The sequence below is a fragment of the Accumulibacter sp. genome (assembly GCF_029255145.1).
Taxonomy (GTDB): Bacteria; Pseudomonadota; Gammaproteobacteria; order Burkholderiales; family Rhodocyclaceae; genus Accumulibacter.
On sequence record NZ_JAPUVQ010000011.1, the window covers coordinates 1 to 18605 of the forward strand.

Below are 18605 nucleotides of genomic sequence, written 5' to 3' on the forward strand. Positions count from 1 at the left end.
CCGCGCTCCTCGAGGAACTCACCCTGCAAGATTTCCCGCATCCGGAAACCGGGGCAAGAATGACCTTCGCCCTCGTCTAAAGTGCCAACCGGGTTTCCTCCGAGATCAGGAAATCTGAAGTTGCAGGCTGCAGTTACCGCATTGCTCGCACCAGATTTATGTCGGCTTGTGGACGCCGGTTTCACCCCGGCGCCGACAGTCAGTTGACTCGTGTAGCTGCGCGACTGCGAGGCGAACCGCAAGAAAACCCCACGGCGAACGCGCTCCCTCAACGCGCCGCCGTCCGGCTGAGCAGTCAGCGCCACAGCCTTCAGGCGGAACTGACTGAGGTCGACAGACACGCGAGGAGAGGGAATGCGGCAGCCGATCGCCGCTGCCGCATTCCCTGCCAGTGCTGAGGAGGTGACTACTTCACGACGACGGTGATCGACGTGCTCGACGAATTTCCCGCCACGTCCCGGGCTGTCAGCGTCAGGGTGTGAGTGCCGGCAATTGCTTTTTTGGTATTCCAGTTGCTGCTGAGACTTCCGCCGCTGGCGGTGCTGGCGACCACGCCGTCGATTTTCAGGGTCTGAGTAATGCCACTGGCGCCGAAATTGTCGCTGGCCATGCCAACAATGCTCACTACTCTGGTCACCATGGCGCCGTTGGCCGGCGCGGCGAAGGAGACCGTCGGCGCAGTGGTGTCGGGCGTCGCTACGGCGTTGGCAACGGTGACGCTGACTGGCTGTGACCCGGTGTGGTTGCCGGCCGCATCGTAAGCGTAGGCTATCAGCGTTGCCGGCCCGTCGGCGATGCTCGTCGTGTCCCAGCTGAAACCGTGTGGAGAGGTGGTGTCCGTGGCAAAGTTGGTGCCGTTCACCACCAGATCGACCCGGGCAACGCCCGTATCGTCGTTGGCCGCGACATTGACCACCACCAGACCGGAGACCTTGCCGCCGGTGGGCGCCGAGATGGCCACCGTCGGTGCCTGCGTATCGGCCGCGCTTGCCGCCGCCGCGGCCTGAGTGGCCCGGGCGGCGTCGACGCGGCCGGAACCGTAATAGATATCTTTGCCGGCGCTACCGAGATCTACCGAGCTTGAGTACAGCAGGCTTTGTACCTGGGAGGTAAGCAGGGCTGGATTGGCGGCCATCATCAGCGCTACCGTACCGGCGACCACCGGACTTGCGAACGAGGTTCCCCACCACTGGCTATACCCGCCACCGCGATTGGTCGTCAGGATGGTTTGCCCGGGCGCCGCGAGGTTGACGTAACTGCCATAGTTGGACCATGAAGTGATGGCGTCATTGCTGTCGGTTGCCGACACGATCATCAGGTTGCCGGTGGGAGCTACAGTCTGCAGGGTGCCGCTGTTGCCGGCGCAGACCACGGTCAGCCCGCCCTTGCCTTTGAGGTACTGGGCGGCGCTGTCGATAGTTGAACTGCCAGCAACGTTTTCGAAGCTAATGTTGGCGACTTTGGCGCCATGATCTGCCGCCCAGGTCAGCCCGCTGGCCATCGTGCTGAAGTAAGCGTACCCGCTTGGGTCAGAGACGCGCACCGGCATCAGCTTCGAGCGATAGGCCACGGAGGCGATGCCGATCGCGTTGTTGCCGGCGGCTGCCGCGGTACCGGCTACCGCCGTGCCGTGGCCATGGACGTCCGACGAGTCGCCGTTACTGTCATAAGCATTCCAGCCCGGGATCATCTGCGCCGCGAGGTCCGGGTGGTTGCCGTCGACTCCGGTATCCAGAATGGCGATGATCACGTCGCTGCCAGTGGACGTGTCCCATGCGCCCTGCGCGCCGATCTTGGCGAGGTGCCACTGGCTGGCGAGCGATGGGTCGTTGGTCGTTCCGGCCGGGGCAAGGATCCGATCCTGTTCGACATACTTGAAGTGCTTGTTCTTGGCCAGCGCAGCCGCGACAGCTGCCGCGTTGGCTTGCGTCGGCAACTGCACCACATGGACGTTGATCCCCTTGATCTTGGCGACCCGCTTGCCGCCGTGCGGCTTGAGGGCCTTGTCGACTTCGGCATCGCTCAGGCCGGCACGCTGTTGAATCAGCAGCCGCCCTGGCGCGTATGCGGGCTGCTGCGGTCCGGCCATCGGCGGCGCACCGACCGCTGGAGCGGCGACGACGGCTAGCAAAAAGGCCATGGTCCGGCCGCCAATCAACAGGCGCGCCGCAGCTCCGTGGCTCACGACTGTGCGTGTGGCCGCTGGTTCAAGGGCATCAAGGGGGGATGTTTGGCGGGTCAACATGTCGGGTCTCCGTTATGTTGGCCTGAACTGAGCGCAGCATATGGAGCCTGTTGATATTGGTCGCCTGGAAGGAATGGGAGCGTCAACGCTACGACAGATCCTTACCTTCCTGACGGCGCACTGCTGGCGCGCCGCTTGTAGCTACCTCTACACTTGGCAGTCCCGCTGTCTTGGCCGAAGCCGTCAGACCGGTCACTTTGCGTCCCAAGCTCTCGCTTGGTTTGCCTTTTTCAAGTCAAATCAGCCTTGCGCTTTTCGGAAGTACTAGGATTTCACCTCCTGAATCGCGTATTGCGGCTCGAATTTACGGCGCCTGATTCGCGATGTCAAGATCTTTCCGACCAGGGTCACCGCGTCCCCGCCTCGGGCTACCGGGGACGCGGCGCTGGCTCCCGAAATGCCTTGCTGGGCCGCGAAGGTGCCTGTTTCAGCGGCAGCTACCGTAAGCGCAGCCGCGCTGGTGCGATTTGTCGCCAGCTGCGGCTATAATTCCGGGTTCTTCAACTTGTTTCCCCGGGATCGCCATGCGCCTATTCACTATTCTACCGTCCGCGGTGGCATTTGCCCTTGCTGCCCCCCTGGCTCTACCTGCGGCTGCCGCGCCAATCGAAATTGACCTCTCGCATCGACTGGACGAAGAACGCGGCGAGCGGCTCGAGAAGCTGGTCGACCGTTTCAATTCCCGACAGAAGGATTACCAGCTCAGGGTCGTGCGCCGCGTCGAGGGCGATGCGCCAAAACACCTCAACCTGGTGACGCGCGAAGAGCAGGCGCAGTTCATGGCCGCCAAGGAAAATTTCAAACCCCTGTATCAGGTAATGCAGCAGGCCAAGGAGCCCTTCGATAGCCGCAAGCTGTCGCCCGAACTGCGCGTCGGTCTCGGCGACAAGAAGGGCAATCTGTTTGCGCTGCCAGTCGCCTTGTCCACCCCCGTCCTGTACATCAACAAGGCCGCCTTCCGGAAAGCGGGCCTCGACCCCGAGCAGCCGCCCAAGACCTGGTCCGAGGCCCAGAAGGCAGCCGACAAGCTGTTCGATTCCGGCAGCGCTTGCCCCTATACCACTTCGTGGCCAGCCTGGGTACACATCGACAACCTGAGCGCCTGGAACGGCGCCGAGGTGTCGACCGCGAAGGGCAAGCTGGACTTCAACGGTCTGGTTCAGGTTAAGCATACGGCGATGCTGACGACCTGGTCGAAAGCCAAGTTCTTTATCTATTTCGGTCGCCGCGACGAGGCCGACCGGCGTTTTGCGGCGGGTGAGTGCGGCATGCTGACCAGTTCGTCTTCGCTGTTCGGGATGCTGCACGAGAGCCGCAAGGTCGAAACCGGCGTTTCTTCGCTGCCGTACCACGACGATGTGCAGGGGACACCGCAGCAGACGCTGGCTGATGGCGCTTCACTGTGGGTCGGTGCCGGCAAGAAGGCCGCCGACTACAAGGGCGTCGCAAAGTTTGTCAGCTTCCTTCTGGAGCCCGATTTGCAGGTCGAATTTACTGCCTTGGAGGGTTTCCTGCCAATGACCCCGGTCGCCCGCGCGGCCGCCGACAGCCAGCTGTTGCGGGCCGACGTCGCCGGTCTCAATGTGGCCCACAACCAGTTGCAGGGCAAAGGTGCTCTGCGCGAACTGCGGGTATCGCAGATCGAGCCGGTGCGGATTATCGTCGAGGACGAACTGGAAGCGGCGTGGGCCGGCAGGAAGCCGGCCAAGGAAGCGCTCGACAACGCGGTCGACCGCGGCAACGCTGCCTTGCCCGCGGCGCTGAAAGCGCAACTGTTGCAGTGATCCGCCCGCGGCTTGGCTGGTCCCTGCCGCGCGTCTTCGCGCACCGCTGCGGCGGTGCGCTGGCACCCGAGAACACCCTGTCCGGACTGCGTATCGCTGCCATGCTGGGCGTCCGGGCAGTCGAGTTCGACGTGATGCTGTCGGCTGACGGTTCGCCCTGGCTGATCCACGACGAAACGCTCGAGCGTACGACCGACGGCTGCGGCCGGGTCTGCGAGACGCGCGACGACCGCCTGGGCGTTCTCGACGCAGGCGCGTACCAACATCCTTCGTTCGCCGGCGAGACGCTGCCCAGCCTGGAGTCGGCGGCGCGTCTCTGTCGGAAGCTGGGCTTGCTGGTCAACGTGGAGATCAAACCGGCAGCGGGCTTGGCGGCGACGACCGGCGAGCAGGTTGCCCGGCAAGTCCGTGAGCTGTGGGCAGGAACCGATCTGCCGCTGGTTTCATCGTTCTCGGAGGTGGCGCTGGCCGCGGCGCGCGAGGCTGCGCCCGACTTGCCGCTCGGCAGTCTTTTTGAAAGGCCACCGGCAGACTGGCTGGCGCGCGCCAATCAGGTAGCGGCGCTGAGCCTGCACTGCGACGCCTACGCGCTGGACGATAGCGTCCTGTCGGCGGCTTGGGCAAGCGATATGCCGGTGCTTTGCTACACGGTCAACGATCCGTTGACCGCGGCTGCGCTCTTTAGGCGCGGGGTGACGGCAGTGTTCAGCGACCGCATCGACCGCGTCGGCCGCGTCGGCCTGGACTGATCCGGCTCCGACTGGCCGGTGGGAGCAGCCTGGACTGGCTGGCCAGCGGGTGCCGGGAGATTCGCCGGTCGCGCATCAGACTTTCAAGTTAAAATCGCCGCTTTCTGAACGCGCCCGAGTCGGGCATGGTAGGCGATCCGATGACAACCCCCACGATGATGAGTAGCGCCGAAATCCGCGAGAAGTTCCTCAAGTTCTTCGAATCGAAGGGACACCAGATCGTCGCCTCGAGTTCGCTGGTGCCGCACGCCGACCCGACGCTGCTGTTCACCAACGCCGGCATGAACCAGTTCAAGGATGTCTTCCTCGGATTCGACAAGCGGCCATACGTGCGCGCGACGACTTCACAGAAGTGCGTGCGCGCCGGTGGCAAGCACAACGATCTGGAAAACGTCGGCTATACCGCTCGTCACCATACCTTTTTCGAAATGCTGGGCAATTTCTCGTTCGGCGACTACTTCAAGCTCGACGCGATCCGCTACGCGTGGGAATTGCTGGTTGACGTCTACCAACTGCCCGCTGATCGGCTTTGGGTGACGGTCTATGCCGAGGACGACGAGGCCTACGACATCTGGACCAGAGAAATCGGCGTGCCGGTGGCGCGGGTGATTCGCATTGGCGACAACAAGGGCGCGCGCTACGCTTCCGACAACTTCTGGATGATGGGCGATACCGGTCCCTGCGGCCCTTGCTCGGAGATCTTTTACGACCACGGCGAAGGGATCGCCGGCGGACCGCCGGGGTCGCCCGATGAAGGGGGCGACCGTTACATCGAGATCTGGAACAACGTCTTCATGCAGTTCAACCGCGACGAGGCCGGCGTCATGCACCCGCTGCCCAAGCCGTCGGTCGATACCGGCATGGGGCTGGAGCGGACTGCCGCGGTTCTGCAGCATGTGCATAGCAACTACGAGATCGACCTGTTTGTCAGGCTGATCGCTGCGGCTGCCCGCGAAACCTCGTCTGCAGACCTCGACAGCCCATCGCTGCGGGTCCTTGCCGACCACATTCGCGCCTGCTCCTTCCTGCTCGCCGACGGCGTGATTCCGGGCAACGAGGGACGTGGCTACGTCCTGCGGCGAATCATCCGGCGGGCTATTCGTCATGGCTACAAGCTCGGCGCACGGGCGGCTTTCTTCCATCGCCTGGTACCCGACCTGGTCGCTGAAATGGGCGCCGCCTATCCCGAACTGGTCAGCAGTCAGCAACGCATCGGCGACGTCCTGCGGCAGGAAGAGGTACGCTTCTTCGAGACCATCGAGCACGGCATGAGCATCCTCGAAGGCGAACTCGGCGCGCTGGCCGGACAAGGCGTTTTCAACGGCACGACGGCGTTCAAGTTGCACGACACCTTCGGTTTTCCGCTCGACCTGACGGCCGATATTTGTCGCGAGCGCGGGGTGCGTGTCGACGTCGCCGCTTTCGACGCAGCGATGGCGCAGCAGAAGGAGCAAGCACGCGCCGCGGGTAAGTTCAGGATCGCCGCCGCGCTCGACTACAGCGGTCCCGAGACCAGCTTTCACGGCTACGATAAGCTCGAAGTCACCGGTCGGGTGCTGGCGCTGTACCGGGATGGCAGTCCGGTGGAGGCGCTCAGGGAAGGCGAGCCTGGCGTCGTGGTACTCGACGAGACGCCGTTCTACGCCGAGTCCGGCGGCCAGGTCGGCGATCGCGGCGTACTGCAGACCTCGACCGGAATCTTTGCCGTCGAGGACACGCAAAAGATCCAGGCCGCGGTGTTCGGTCATCAGGGGGTGGTCAGCACCGGCGTGATCGGCGTTGGCGACCAGATTGTCGCCCGGGTCGACGCCCTGGCGCGGGCGCGTACGGTACGCAATCACTCGGCGACGCATCTTATGCACCGGGCTCTGCGTGAAGTGCTTGGGGCACACGTCCAGCAGAAGGGCTCGCTGGTCGAGCCCGAGAAGACCCGCTTCGACTTCGCGCACACCGCACCGATGAGCGCCGACCAGATCCGGCGCGTCGAGGTTCTCGTCAATGACCAGATTCTGGCCAATGCAGCGACCGAGGCACGCGTCATGGCCATCGACGAGGCGAGGAACTCGGGTGCGATGATGCTCTTTGGCGAGAAGTACGGCGACCAGGTTCGGGTATTGACGATCGGTTCTTCGATCGAACTTTGCGGCGGCGTACACGTCCGCCGCAGTGGCGACATCGGTCTGTTCAAGATCGTTTCCGAAACCGGCGTTGCCGCCGGCGTCCGACGCGTCGAGGCAGTCACCGGTGATACCGCGCTGGCGTTTGTCCAGCACCAGCAAGCGGTGCTCGGCGAAGCGGCTGCCGCTTTCAAGGCGCCGATCTCCGAACTGCCGCTGAAGCTGGCACAGGCGCTCGACAACGCCCGCGCGCTGGAAAAGGAACTGGCCCGCCTGAAGGCCAAGCTGGCGTCGGCACAGGGCGACGATCTGCTCGGGCAGGCAGTCGAGGTCAAGGGCGCCCGGGTTCTGGCGGCGATCATGGAAGGTGCCGAGGCGGAGGCCCTGCGTTCGGCGATCGACAAGCTGCGCGACAAGCTGCGTAGTGCGGCGATCGTTCTCGCCTCGGTGGCCGACGGCAGGGTGACGCTGATCGCCGGGGTCACCGCCGACCTCACCGGCAAGGTCAAGGCCGGCGAGCTGGTGAACATGGTTGCCCGCCAGGTTGGCGGCAAGGGCGGCGGTCGCCCGGACATGGCGCAGGCCGGCGGCAACGAACCGGTGAAGCTGCCGGCGGCGCTGGCCTCGGTGCGGAAATGGGTCGAGCAGCGGCTGTAGTTCCCGGCTCGCCTCCTTCGTACCTCATACCTCCGTCCGGCCGGCGATTCCCGCCCCGGAGTGTCTCGCCAGGCAATGTCAGACGGCCAACTTCCGAAACGGATCTGAAAGCGAGAAGCAGCAGCATGATGCAGCACTTCGCCAGTGACAACTACGCCGGCATCTGCCCGGAAGCGCTGACCGCGCTGCTGGCGGCCAACGACGGCCACGTTCGCTCGTACGGAGACGACGAGTGGACGCTGCGCGCCGCTGACCGCTTGCGCGACGTGTTCGAGACGGACTGCGACGTGTATTTCGTTTTCAACGGCACGGCAGCCAATTCGCTGGCCCTCGCCGCGCTCTGCCAGTCTTACCACAGCGTCATCTGTCACCAGTTGGCGCACGTCGAGACCGACGAATGCGGTGCGCCACAGTTCTTCTCCAACGGCGCCAGGCTGCTGGCGGTCGGTGGCGAACAGGGCAAACTGACACCAGCGGCGATCGTCGAAGTGGTGACCCGGCGCAGCGACATCCACTATCCCAAACCGAAGGTGGTGACCCTGACCCAGGCCAGCGAGGTGGGTACCGTGTATCGCCCGGACGAACTGCAGGCGATCACCGCTACCGCGCACCAGCTCGGCCTGCGGGTGCACATGGACGGCGCCCGTTTTGCCAACGCGGTGGCCGGCAGCGGCGTCAGTCCCGCCGATCTGACCTGGCGCGCCGGCGTCGATGTGCTGTGCTTCGGTGGTACCAAGATGGGCTTGCCGGTTGGCGAAGCAGTGGTCTTCTTCGACCGCCGGCTGGCCGACGACTTTGCCTATCGCTGCAAACAAGCCGGGCAACTGGCTTCGAAGATGCGCTTTCTTTCGGCTCCGTGGCTCGGAATTCTCGAAGGCGGCGCCTGGTTGCGACACGCCGCGCACGCCAATGCGATGGCGCAGCGACTAGCGGGCGGGCTGGCAAGGGTCGCTGGTCTGCGGCTGCTCTTTCCGGTCGATGCCAACGGCGTTTTCGTCCAGTTGCCGAACCCGGTCGAGCAGGAACTGCGAGCGCGTGGCTGGCTGTTCTATACCTTTATCGGTGCCGGTGGAGCACGTTTCATGTGCGGCTGGGATACCGCACCGGAGACCGTCGATCGGCTGCTGGCGGACATTTGCCAGCTGGCAGACGGTGCCTGATGGCGTGATCAGCGCCTGGCAGTTCTGCCCGTATTGCGGCGCCCGGCTCGACGCCCGCGACGAGGGCAGCCGGTCGCGACTCGCCTGCCACTCAGGCTGTGGTTTCGTGCACTGGGACAACCCGGCGCCGGTCCTTGCGGCGCTGGTCGAGTATCAGGGCCGGATCGTGCTGGCGCGCAACCGTTCCTGGGCCGAGGGTGCTTTCGGGTTGATCACTGGTTTTCTTGAACGCGGCGAAGACCCGATGTCCGGCGCCGCGCGCGAGGTCAAGGAAGAGCTGGGACTGGAGGCGGCGGAGGTGACCTTGATCGGCGTCTATCCGTTCGCCCGCAAGCACGAAGTGATTATCGCCTATCATCTGGTTGGTCACGGTCAGATCCGCCTCAACGAAGAACTTGCCGAGTTCCGCCTGATCGCCCCGGAGAAACTCAAGGCCTGGGATTTCGGCACCGGGCCGGCGGTCCGCGACTGGCTGGCTCGGCGCGGTACCTGACAAACCGCACCGCAGGCTACCCGACAACCGTCGCGCGCGACTGGGCCGGCAGCGATGCCCGATGCGCACGCCGGGATTTCGGAGCCTGACGGGTCGTCGATAAATCACCTGTGGAGCGCAGCAAAAAGGAGATTCGCCACCCGCAGAAGAACAGACAACGGCGGCGTCAACAGCACGGTCAAAGGCAGCACCGGGGCCGTGCCGTCCAGCTGCTAGTGGAGTCAAGTACACAACTCAAACCGGGTCGATATTCGTTTTGACTCAGGGGACCACCTTACATCAGCCCGGAAAACTGAATGGGCGGCAGGGGAATGAAAGTACAATACGGCGCCCTCTGTCCCTTCCGTCGCATCCGCCTGATCTCTCTCCTCTTGCCCATCAGACCGGCGATTGACTGTCTCACCGTGCACGTCATGACCAACTTCCATCAACGCGGCCCGCGCCAAACTCCGAACTCGCCGGGCGCGAACCGATGCTGAGTCGCTTGCTCGTCGCCGCGCTTTGGGTGCTTCATTTCCTGCCGCTGTCGGTCCTCGGCCTGCTCGGCAAGGCGCTGGGGCTGACCCTGTTCGGCCTGGCCGGCAGGCGCCGCCACATCGTGCTGGTGAATCTGCGCCTGTGTTTTCCGGACCTGGATGAAGCGCAGCGGCGGCGCCTGGCTCGGGACCACTTCAAGGTCCTGGGCCGCAGCATGCTCGAGCGCTCGCTGCTCTGGTGGGCGAGCCCGCAGCGCCTGTCGCGGCTGTTCAAGGTCGACGGCGAAGGACGGCTTCGAGCGCTGCTCGCCGCTGGTCGTCCGGTGCTGATGCTGACGCCTCATTTCGTCGGCCTGGACGCCGGCGGCATAGCGATCGCCATGCGCTTCGATAGCGCGAGCATCTACGCCGTGCAGTCCGACCCGGTCTTCGACCGCCTGCTGTACCGTGGTCGAAAGCGTTTCGGCGATCAGTTGCTGCTCTCGCGGCAGGAAAGCGTGCGCGCCAGCGTCCGGGCGATGAAATCCGGGCGGCCACTTTACTACCTGCCCGATATGGATTTTGGCAGCAAGGATTCGATCTTCGTCCCCTTCTTCGGTGTCCAGACGGCAACCATCACCGGCCTGTCGCGACTGGCCAGGTTGGCTGGCGCGACCGTCGTCCCCTGTCTGACGCGCATCCTGCCCGGTGGTCAGGGCTACGCGGTCGAAGTCGGCGAGCCGTGGGCCGACTTCCCGAGCGACGACGTCGAGGCCGATACCCGGCGGATGAATGCCTTCATCGAAGCTGCCGTGCGGACCATGCCCGAGCAGTATTACTGGGTTCACCGCCGTTTCAAGACCCGCCCGCAGGGAGAACCACGCCCGTACTGAGCGCCACCCGGCCCGCACGAGAACCGGGTCGCTGCAGGCGGCGGCCGGGCTGCCGGTCGCACCGAGGTGCGTTGACACTGCTCAAGCAGGGCAGCGAGGGCGCCCTGCTTCCGGTAGAATCGCGCCTTGGCGCTTGCATTGCGCCCGGCGTTACCGCCCGCCTCTCCGCGCCACCCTCCACCCGCGCATCCCCTGGCCACCAATGGAATATCTGACTCACTTCATCGACATCATCCTGCATCTCGACAAGCACCTGGCGGTGCTGGTCCAGCAATACGGGCAGTGGATCTACGTCATCCTCTTCGTGATCATCTTCAGCGAGACCGGTTTCGTCGTCACCCCATTCCTGCCCGGCGACTCGCTGCTCTTCGTCGCCGGCGCACTGGCCGCGCTGGGCGGCATGGAGATCAGCATCCTGCTGGCCGTACTGATCGCCGCGGCGATCCTCGGCAACATGCTCAACTACCAGATTGGCCGCTACCTCGGACCAAAGGTCTTTCACTGGGAGCAGTCGCGCTTCTTCAACAAGGCGGCGCTCGACAAGACGCACGCCTTCTACGAGAAACACGGCGGCAAGACGCTGATCATTTCGCGCTTCCTGCCACTGTTTCGCACCTTCGCCCCCTTCGTGGCGGGAATCGGCGCGATGACCTACGCGCGCTTCACCTTCTTCAACCTGATCGGCGCTGTTTCGTGGGTCGCTTCGCTGACCCTGGCCGGCTACTGGTTTGGCAACCTGCCCTGGATCCAGCAGAACCTGACGCTGGTGATCGTGGCGATCATCGTCGTTTCGCTGCTGCCACTGGTCGTCGGCTGGCTGCAGCACCGCAGGTCCGAAGCATGATCCGGATTGTCATTCTGATCTCCGGACGCGGCAGCAACATGGCCTCGCTGCTGGCCGCCGCTGCATCGGCGGAGATGCCGGGACGCATCGTCGGCGTTCTCGCCAACCGGCCCGACGCAGCCGGACTGGCGGCCGCCAGCGCCTGCGGCGTACCGAGCCGGGTCGTCGACCACCGGCTGTTTGCCAGCCGCGACCAATTCGACGCGGCGCTGGCTACAGCCATCGACTGTTTAGAGCCGGACCTGGTGGTGCTGGCCGGATTCATGCGCATCCTCGGCGAAGCGTTCGTCCGCCGCTATGAGGGACGACTGCTGAACGTCCATCCCTCGCTGTTGCCAGCCTTCCCCGGTCTGCACACGCACCGGCGGGCGCTGGCCGAGGGGGTACGGATTCATGGCTGCACGGTGCATTTCGTGACCCCCGACCTTGACCACGGCCCAATCATCGTCCAGGCCGCCGTACCGGTACTCGATGGCGACGACGAAGCGACGCTCGCCGCCCGCGTCCTGGCGCAGGAACACCGGGTCTATCCGCTGGCCGTTCGCTGGTTTGCCGAAGCGCGCCTGCGCCTGCGCGACGGGCGCGTGGTCCTCGACTCACCTCAGGATGGCGCGGCTGCGCTGATCGTCCCGAACGCGGCCTGAGTGCGAGCCGCCAGTCGGCCAGTCGATGCCCATCGTTCTGATCCTCGCTTTTGCCGCCTCGCTCGGGATGCATGCCCTCGTTCTGTTTGGTCCCGACATCGACCTGTCGACGGCCAGCGAGCCGCCACCGCTGCTCGCCGAACTAATGCCACCGCCGGCCACCGAGCCGCCACCCGAGGCACCACCAAAGCGCGCGGCGACGGCTGCCAGGAGCAGGACCGCTAAGCGCAAGCCACCACCGCCAGCGACGCGACCACCGATCCTGAGCGTGCCGGATTCGCCAGCGCCAATCCCCGAAGCAGAATCTGGGCCGACCACCGAATCGGCAGCCGATGGGCTCGATCGCTTGCCACCGGCAGCGCCGCCAGGGGCCTCGGCGCGATCAGCGCAAACCGAGCTGGCCACGCCGGCTGCCGCTTGGCGCCTGCCCGCACGCGGGATGATTCGCTATCGCGTCGATCGTGGCGACCAGGGCTTCGAGATTGGTCGGTCCACGCATGACTGGGACATCGCGGACGGTGCCTACCGGATCACTGCGGTCACCGAAACCAGCGGCCTGGTGGCGATCTTCAAGCCGCTGCGCATCGAACTCGAAAGCCGCGGCCGGCTGACTGCTGCCGGCCTGGTTCCCGAGCGCTTCGTCACCCGCCGCAAAGGTCTCGAGACCGCTGAACAGGCCGACTTCGACTGGACGCAGATGCAGGTACGCGTCGGCAAGAGGGCCCCGCAGACCCTGAACGCGGGCGCGCAGGATCTGCTGTCGTTTCACTACCAGTTGGGCCTGCTCCCCGAACTGGCCAGCGGCACGGTGGTGCCGATCGCTACCGGCAAGAAATACGAGCAGTATCGGATCGAAGTCGTCGGTGATGAAGACCTTCAGACACCGGCCGGACGCTTCCGATGCTTGCACCTGCGCGTGCCGGGCGTGGCAACCACCGAGTTGTGGCTGGCTTACGACCGCTCGCTGCTGCCGGTGAAGATCCAGCACGTTGACCGCGACGGCGCCATCTACGTCCAGACGGCGACGGTCATCGAGACGGTCATCACACCGAACCAGGAACCCTGAGCATGCGTTTTACGCCCGCCCTTTTTCATCACGCCCAGACGCTGCTGTCCGAGTTGCTGCGCTCAAGTTTTCCGGCCGACCTGGTCGTTTCACGCTACTTTCGGCAGCATCGCGAGCTTGGCCACGGCGACCGCGCTTTTGTCGCCGAAACGGTTTTCAGCGTACTGCGCCGCAAGCGGTCGCTGTCCGCGCGCTGCGCCGGCGAGCTGACCTCGCGGCGACTGTTGCTGGCCGCGCTGGCCTGCTTGCACGGCATGAACCGCCGGGAACTGGACGTCGTGCTCAGCGAAGCCGAGCGGCACTGGCTGGCACAGGCCAAGGCGGTGCAGGTCAGCGAGCTGCCCGCCGCCGTTCGCCTCGATCTGCCCGATTGGCTGCACGAGCTGCTGGCCGCGCGCTTCGCCGAAGATGAAGTGGCAGAACTCGCCGCCGCGTTGAACCAGCCGGCACCACTCGACCTGCGCGTCAACCCCCTCAAGGCGGCGCGGCCGGAAGTGCTGGCCCGACTGCAGGCTGACGGGCTGGCGGCCGAGCCCTGCCCGTATTCACCGCTGGGCATCCGGCTGGCGAGCAAGCCGGCGCTGTCCAGGCATCCCCTGTTCATCGACGGCAGCATCGAAGTGCAGGACGAAGGGAGCCAGTTGCTGGGCTTCCTTTTACAGCCCAGGCGCGGCGAAATGGTCGCCGATTTCTGCGCCGGTGCTGGCGGCAAGACGCTTCTGCTCGGCGCCCTGATGCGCTCGCAGGGCCGCCTCTATGCCTTCGATGTCGACCCCCGCCGATTGGCCAGGATGAAGCCGCGCCTCGCGCGTTCCGGTCTGTCGAATGTGCATCCGGCGCGCATCGAGTCCGAGCGGGACCTCAAGATCAAGCGCCTGGCCGGCAAACTCGACCGGGTGCTGGTCGACGCGCCGTGCTCGGGCCTTGGCACGCTGCGCCGCAATCCTGACCTGAAGTGGCGACAAACGCCGGCCAGCGTCGCCGAACTGAGCGTCAAGCAGGCGGCGATCCTGGCTGCGGCCGCCGGTCTGGTCAAGAAAGGCGGGCGACTGGTTTACGCCACCTGCAGCCTGCTCGATGCCGAAAACGAGGTGATAATCGACGATTTCCTCGCGCAGCACCCGGAGTTTGTTGTCTGTTCAGCAGAGGAGATTCTCGCCCGGCAGGAGATTTCCATTGCCTGCGGCGAGCAACTGAGACTGTTTCCGCATCGGCACGCGACCGACGCCTTCTATGCGGTGGCCATGGAGAGAAAGTGAACGAAATGAGCGAAAAACTCGACGAAAAAACAACTTTTGCCTCGCTTTTTGTCGACCTCTGGCGGGATTTCAGCGACCCGGGATTTCTCTGGCAGGTGTTGGCGCTCGCGACCTGTTTATTGCTGGCCTGGGGTTTGTCGCGTTACTGGCTGCGCCAGGAGCACGCACGCTCGAGCGACGATCATGGCCTGCTACGAGCATTCGGAACGGGCAGCCTGAAACGCATCGCCTTCCCGCTGTTGTCGCTGTTGCTGCTCCTGATCGTGCGCAAGTGCTTCCGCTACTGGGATCTCGGGCCGGTCAGCCTGCTCGACCTGGCGGTGCCGCTGCTGCTGTCGATGGCGCTGGTGAGGACGGCGATCTACGTGGTGCACCACGCCTTTTCGCCAAGCAGCCTGTTGGCCACCTCCGAGCGTTTCATTGCCACCAGCATCTGGGTGGGTCTGGCGCTCCATCTCACCGGCTTGTCCACGCCGCTGATCGACATGCTGCAACAGGTGAGCCTGAATGTAGGCAAGCAACAACTCGACCTGTGGACGATCCTGACCGGCCTGGTCACGGTAATCGTCACCGTGCTGCTCGCGCTCTGGGTTTCCGGCGCCATCGAAACGCGCTTGTTGGCGAAGGACAGCATCGACGCCAGCATCAGTGTCGTTCTCAGCCGCCTGGTCAAGGCCGTGCTATCGGTGGTCGCCCTGCTCTTCAGCCTGTCGATCGTCGGCATCGATATTACCGCGCTGTCGGTGTTCAGCGGCGCGCTGGCGGTCGGCCTCGGTTTCGGGCTGCAGAAGATTGCCAGCAACTACGTCAGCGGCTTCATCATCCTGCTCGACCGTTCGATTCGCATCGGCAACGTCGTCGCCGTCGATCCGCTAACCACCGGCGTGGTGACCCAGATCACCGCGCGCTATACCGTGGTGCGCACGCTGACCGGCACCGAGGTGATCATCCCCAACGAGTACCTCGTGTCGAACATCGTGCGGAACGAGTCGTTCACCGATTCACGGGTGCGCTTCATACTGAGCGTGCAAGTGGCCTACGGCACCGATCTCGATATCGCGATGCAACTGATGGGTGAGGCGGCGCTGGTGCACAAGCGGGTGCTGACCGACCCGGTGCCGCAGGTCCTGCTGACCGCCTTCGCCGACAGCGGCATCAATCTCGACCTCTGTTACTGGATTGCCGACCCGGAGAACGGCACCGGCAGCATCCGCTCGGCGATCAACCTGGCGATCTGGCGGTCATTTCGCGAGAACGGTATCCAGATTCCCTTCCCGCAGCGCGAGGTTCGCCTGGTCGGCGATTTGCCATCGCCGACGGCGCTGGCGGCGGACAACCCGGGCACCTAGCGAGGCGATGCCAACCCATCGCCCGGGATGCCCCAGCACCACTCACTGGCGCTTGCGGCGACTGGCTGTCCGCCAACGACGCGCGCCATACCAGAGCACGGTGCTGGTAGTGGCGATCAGCAGGGCCTTGAGCAGGTCCATCTCACCGATACTCAGTACATCCCAAGCAACAATGCCGATGAAGATTCCGACGCCCTCGATGGCCGGAAAGGGCACACGCGGTTCGGCCAAGACGTTCAGCCGCCGGAAAGCACCTGGTGAGGTGTCTCGCCGCCACACCCTGAAGAATTATCGTCGCCTTCGTGTTGCGCAGAGGAGGCTCCGTCACCGGCAAGAAAGTGCTGACGGGTGACCGCCAGAAACCGCTCGCAGCTCAGCTTGTATTCGCTCATCTGGTCTTCCTCCATCGTTCTTATGAAAATATTTGGCGATGATAGAGGCGACGGGCACGCCCGTCTGCGGTGATTGCGTCAGCTTTCGGTGACGTTCTGTGACAGCGGCCAGGCGAGCGTGAAACGGGCGCCGCCGAGCGGTGACTCGCCGGCGCTGGCGGCTCCGTGATGTTGTTCCAGAACCAGCTGCACGATCGCCAGTCCGAGGCCGTAGCCACCCGTGGCACGGTCGCGCGACCGGTCGAGCCGGGTGAATGGCGAGAAGATGCGTTCGCGCTCTTCGTCCGGGATGCCGATCCCGTCGTCGTCTACGTGCACGCGGATCGAGTCCTCCTTGACCTCCGCGCTGACCAGGATCCTGGCCTTGGCGTACTTCATGGCGTTACGCAGCAGGTTGGTGATGGCGTGCGGCATGGTCCGGCGATCCAGTTCCACGTACAGCATTGGCGGCAAGGCTGCGGCATCGAACTCGACGTCGAGCTCGCGTGCCAGGAGGCGTGTCGCTTCGACCTGTTCTTCCAGCCACAGAGCGATGTCGACTGCCGTGAGCTGCAGGTCGGGCTGCTCGCGACCGAAACGGGCGTAGGTCAGACTGGCGTCGATTAGCCCATCGAGCTCTTCGAGGTCCCCTTCCATCAACCGCCACAGGCGCTCACGCTCGGCTGGCGCGTCGGATTCGGCGAGCATCTCGAGCGCGAAACGGATCCGCGCAATGGGAGTGCGCAACTCGTGCGAAATGGCGCTCGACAGCTCCTTTTGCGTTGCGATCAACCGCTGAATGCGCTCGGCCATGCCATTCAGCGTCTCGGCGAGGGGCCCGAAAGCGCTGCTGCGCATGGTTGGCGCGCGCGCTTCGAACAAACCCTCACCCAGTGCACGGGCGGTCTGCCGCATCGCTTCCAGGTCGCGCCAGACCGGGTGCACCCAGAGCCAGACGACAATCGCCAGACATACGCCGATCAGGCTCCAGGTAAGCAGGCTGATCCGCAGATCGAGCGGCAGGCCGCGATGGTACTCGGGATTGTGGTCGGGCGAGATCGGGCCAACCACCAGAACCTGCGGAGTCTGCTTGAGGCGGTGATAGATCACGTCCCCCTGGGCGTCGATCGCCAGTTCGCCGTTGTCGAGCTTTTCGGCCTGCTTCGGTGGCAGTCGCAGCGTCCACCGGTCCACGATCTCCAGCTTGTAGGCGAACTTCTGGTCGAGCGCCTCAATGGCCTGTGGCCATTTCGAACGCGGCTTGCGGAACAGTTCGTCCTCGATCAGTACGATCGTCCCTTGCATGAAACGGCTGGTGTAGTCGTCGGTGATGCCCTTGACCGCCGTCGAGATGACAAAGTCGGCAAAGATCGCGATGGCCACGAAAGAACCCATGACCAGCAGGTAAAAGTTGAAGAACAGCCGCGACAGACTGTAGCGTTCCCGCCATGGCGCGGGCGTGTAAGGCCCGAGGATCGAGAACAGCTTGCCGCTATTGCCAGTCATGCTTGCTGAACAGGTAGCCCTTGCCGCGCACGGTCTTGATCCGCGTCGGGTTCTCTGGGTCGTCACCGAGCTTTCGCCGCAAGCGTGAAATGCGCGCGTCGATCGAGCGATCGAGGCCGTCGAAGCCGATTCCGCGCAGTTCCTGCAGCAGGTCGTCGCGCGACAGGACGCTGCCGGCATGGCGGGCGAGCAGCCACAGCAGATCGAATTCGGCGGTCGTCAGGTCAATGCCATCGCTGCCAAGATGGGCGCTGCGCGTCGCCTGACTGATGCGGAAGCTGCCAAAGGCGAGTTCGGAATGGGTGCCGCCGCTCGCGGCCGCGTTTTCGCCCACGCCGCCGCCTGCGGTCGTCGGTGCCCGTCGCAGCAGAGCCTTGATCCTCGCCAGCAGCAGCCGCGGCTGCACCGGCTTGGCAATGTAGTCGTCGGCGCCCAGTTCAAGGCCGAAGATCTGGTCAAAGTCCTCGTCGCGTGCGGTCAGCATCAGGATCACCCCGCGGTAGCGGGCGCGAACGGCGCGACAGATCTCGAAGCCGTCCTTGCCCGGCAGCATCACGTCGAGAATGACCAGATCGGGCCGCTCATCGACGATGCGCGCCTCGGCCGCGCGGCCATGCGACTCGATCGTCACCTCCAGGTCATTCTTGCGCAGGTACTCGGCGGTCAGTTCGGCGAGGCGCTGATCGTCCTCGACCAGCAGGATTCGTGTCTTCATGGGCCAATGATAGTCGCTTGTCGGTGGCGGATTATAGTGGTCCCCGGAAATCAGACAGTGGTTTAAGCTGTGCTCCATCATAGGAGCGAGACGCGATGAGTGAAGCAACTACCCGGAAGGTACATCCGCCGGAGTTCAAGGGCAAGGTTGGTCTGGAGGCGGTACGCGGGGTCAAGACGATCAACGAGATCGGGCGGGAATACGGCGTGCATCCTGTGCAGGTTGGACAATGGAAGAAAGCCATCCAGGAGAATGCCAAGACGCTGTTCGAAGGCAAGCGCGGCCCCAGGCCGGCGGC

The 18605-nt window shown here is 64.4% G+C and carries 17 protein-coding genes, 1 pseudogene and 1 riboswitch; of the genes and pseudogenes, 12 read left to right on the forward strand and 6 right to left on the reverse strand.

Going from position 1 to position 18605, the window contains the following annotated elements:
- Positions 1-341, reverse strand: a 341-nt coding sequence (locus tag Q1L50_RS00890; protein WP_300335225.1) for a hypothetical protein, incomplete at its 3' end; no start/stop codon positions are given.
- A gap of 65 nt (positions 342-406) precedes the next feature.
- Entirely contained in the window at positions 407-2140 is a 1734-nt protein-coding gene (locus tag Q1L50_RS00895; protein WP_300335226.1) for a S8 family serine peptidase, read from the reverse strand.
- Between the two features lie 257 nt (positions 2141-2397).
- Positions 2398-2481, reverse strand: a riboswitch (cyclic di-GMP riboswitch).
- 288 nt (positions 2482-2769) lie between these two features.
- Between Q1L50_RS00895 and Q1L50_RS00900 the strand changes: the two genes are divergently transcribed.
- The 11 genes from Q1L50_RS00900 to Q1L50_RS00950 all read left to right on the forward strand — a co-directional run bounded on the left by Q1L50_RS00900 (position 2770) and on the right by Q1L50_RS00950 (position 15715).
- The gene (locus Q1L50_RS00900) at positions 2770-4029 is read left to right on the forward strand and encodes an extracellular solute-binding protein (RefSeq protein WP_300335227.1); all 1260 of its coding nucleotides are present in this window, start codon (positions 2770-2772) and stop codon (positions 4027-4029) included.
- Complete coding sequence (ugpQ, locus tag Q1L50_RS00905; protein ID WP_300335228.1) at positions 4026-4778, forward strand: glycerophosphodiester phosphodiesterase; 753 nt, start codon at positions 4026-4028, stop codon at positions 4776-4778. Before Q1L50_RS00900 ends, ugpQ begins: the two co-directional genes overlap by 4 nt.
- Before the next feature lie 158 nt (positions 4779-4936).
- Entirely contained in the window at positions 4937-7552 is a 2616-nt protein-coding gene (gene alaS / locus Q1L50_RS00910) for an alanine--tRNA ligase (RefSeq protein ID WP_300335241.1), read from the forward strand.
- Between the two features lie 128 nt (positions 7553-7680).
- Entirely contained in the window at positions 7681-8712 is a 1032-nt protein-coding gene (locus Q1L50_RS00915; RefSeq protein WP_300335242.1) for a low specificity L-threonine aldolase, read from the forward strand.
- 4 nt (positions 8713-8716) lie between these two features.
- The gene (locus Q1L50_RS00920) at positions 8717-9205 is read left to right on the forward strand and encodes an NUDIX domain-containing protein (RefSeq protein ID WP_300335229.1); all 489 of its coding nucleotides are present in this window, start codon (positions 8717-8719) and stop codon (positions 9203-9205) included.
- 475 nt (positions 9206-9680) lie between these two features.
- Positions 9681-10553 carry a lipid A biosynthesis acyltransferase gene (locus Q1L50_RS00925; RefSeq protein ID WP_300335243.1) on the forward strand — a complete coding sequence of 291 codons (873 nt, stop codon included), beginning with the start codon at positions 9681-9683 and terminating at the stop codon, positions 10551-10553.
- Between the two features lie 202 nt (positions 10554-10755).
- Positions 10756-11397 (forward strand): DedA family protein, encoded by a 642-nt coding sequence (locus Q1L50_RS00930; protein ID WP_300335230.1) that lies wholly within the window; start codon positions 10756-10758, stop codon positions 11395-11397.
- Positions 11394-12041, forward strand: a complete 648-nt coding sequence (gene purN / locus Q1L50_RS00935; protein WP_300335232.1) for a phosphoribosylglycinamide formyltransferase — start codon at positions 11394-11396, stop codon at positions 12039-12041. Before Q1L50_RS00930 ends, purN begins: the two co-directional genes overlap by 4 nt.
- Positions 12042-12066: 25 nt before the next feature.
- Positions 12067-13107, forward strand: coding sequence for a DUF3108 domain-containing protein (locus Q1L50_RS00940; protein WP_300335233.1), 1041 nt, complete (start codon positions 12067-12069; stop codon positions 13105-13107).
- A 2-nt stretch (positions 13108-13109) separates the two neighbouring features.
- Positions 13110-14366, forward strand: a complete 1257-nt coding sequence (locus Q1L50_RS00945) for an RsmB/NOP family class I SAM-dependent RNA methyltransferase (RefSeq protein ID WP_300335235.1) — start codon at positions 13110-13112, stop codon at positions 14364-14366.
- A 5-nt stretch (positions 14367-14371) separates the two neighbouring features.
- Entirely contained in the window at positions 14372-15715 is a 1344-nt protein-coding gene (locus tag Q1L50_RS00950; RefSeq protein WP_300335244.1) for a mechanosensitive ion channel domain-containing protein, read from the forward strand.
- Positions 15716-15757: 42 nt separating this feature from the next.
- On the opposite strand, the gene Q1L50_RS00955 is transcribed toward Q1L50_RS00950, so the two are convergent.
- The 4 genes from Q1L50_RS00955 to Q1L50_RS00970 all read right to left on the reverse strand — a co-directional run bounded on the left by Q1L50_RS00955 (position 15758) and on the right by Q1L50_RS00970 (position 18307).
- Complete coding sequence (locus Q1L50_RS00955; protein ID WP_300335236.1) at positions 15758-15946, reverse strand: hypothetical protein; 189 nt, start codon at positions 15944-15946, stop codon at positions 15758-15760.
- A gap of 5 nt (positions 15947-15951) precedes the next feature.
- A complete protein-coding gene (locus Q1L50_RS00960) occupies positions 15952-16107 on the reverse strand; it encodes a hypothetical protein (RefSeq protein WP_300335237.1) in 156 nt (51 codons plus the stop codon).
- Between the two features lie 78 nt (positions 16108-16185).
- Entirely contained in the window at positions 16186-17592 is a 1407-nt protein-coding gene (locus tag Q1L50_RS00965) for an ATP-binding protein (RefSeq protein ID WP_300335238.1), read from the reverse strand.
- A complete protein-coding gene (locus tag Q1L50_RS00970; RefSeq protein ID WP_300335240.1) occupies positions 17579-18307 on the reverse strand; it encodes a winged helix-turn-helix domain-containing protein in 729 nt (242 codons plus the stop codon). The genes Q1L50_RS00965 and Q1L50_RS00970 overlap by 14 nt, the downstream gene beginning before the upstream one ends.
- A gap of 95 nt (positions 18308-18402) precedes the next feature.
- Between Q1L50_RS00970 and Q1L50_RS00975 the strand changes: the two are divergent.
- Positions 18403-18605, forward strand: a pseudogene (locus tag Q1L50_RS00975) (IS3 family transposase); the annotation flags it as partial.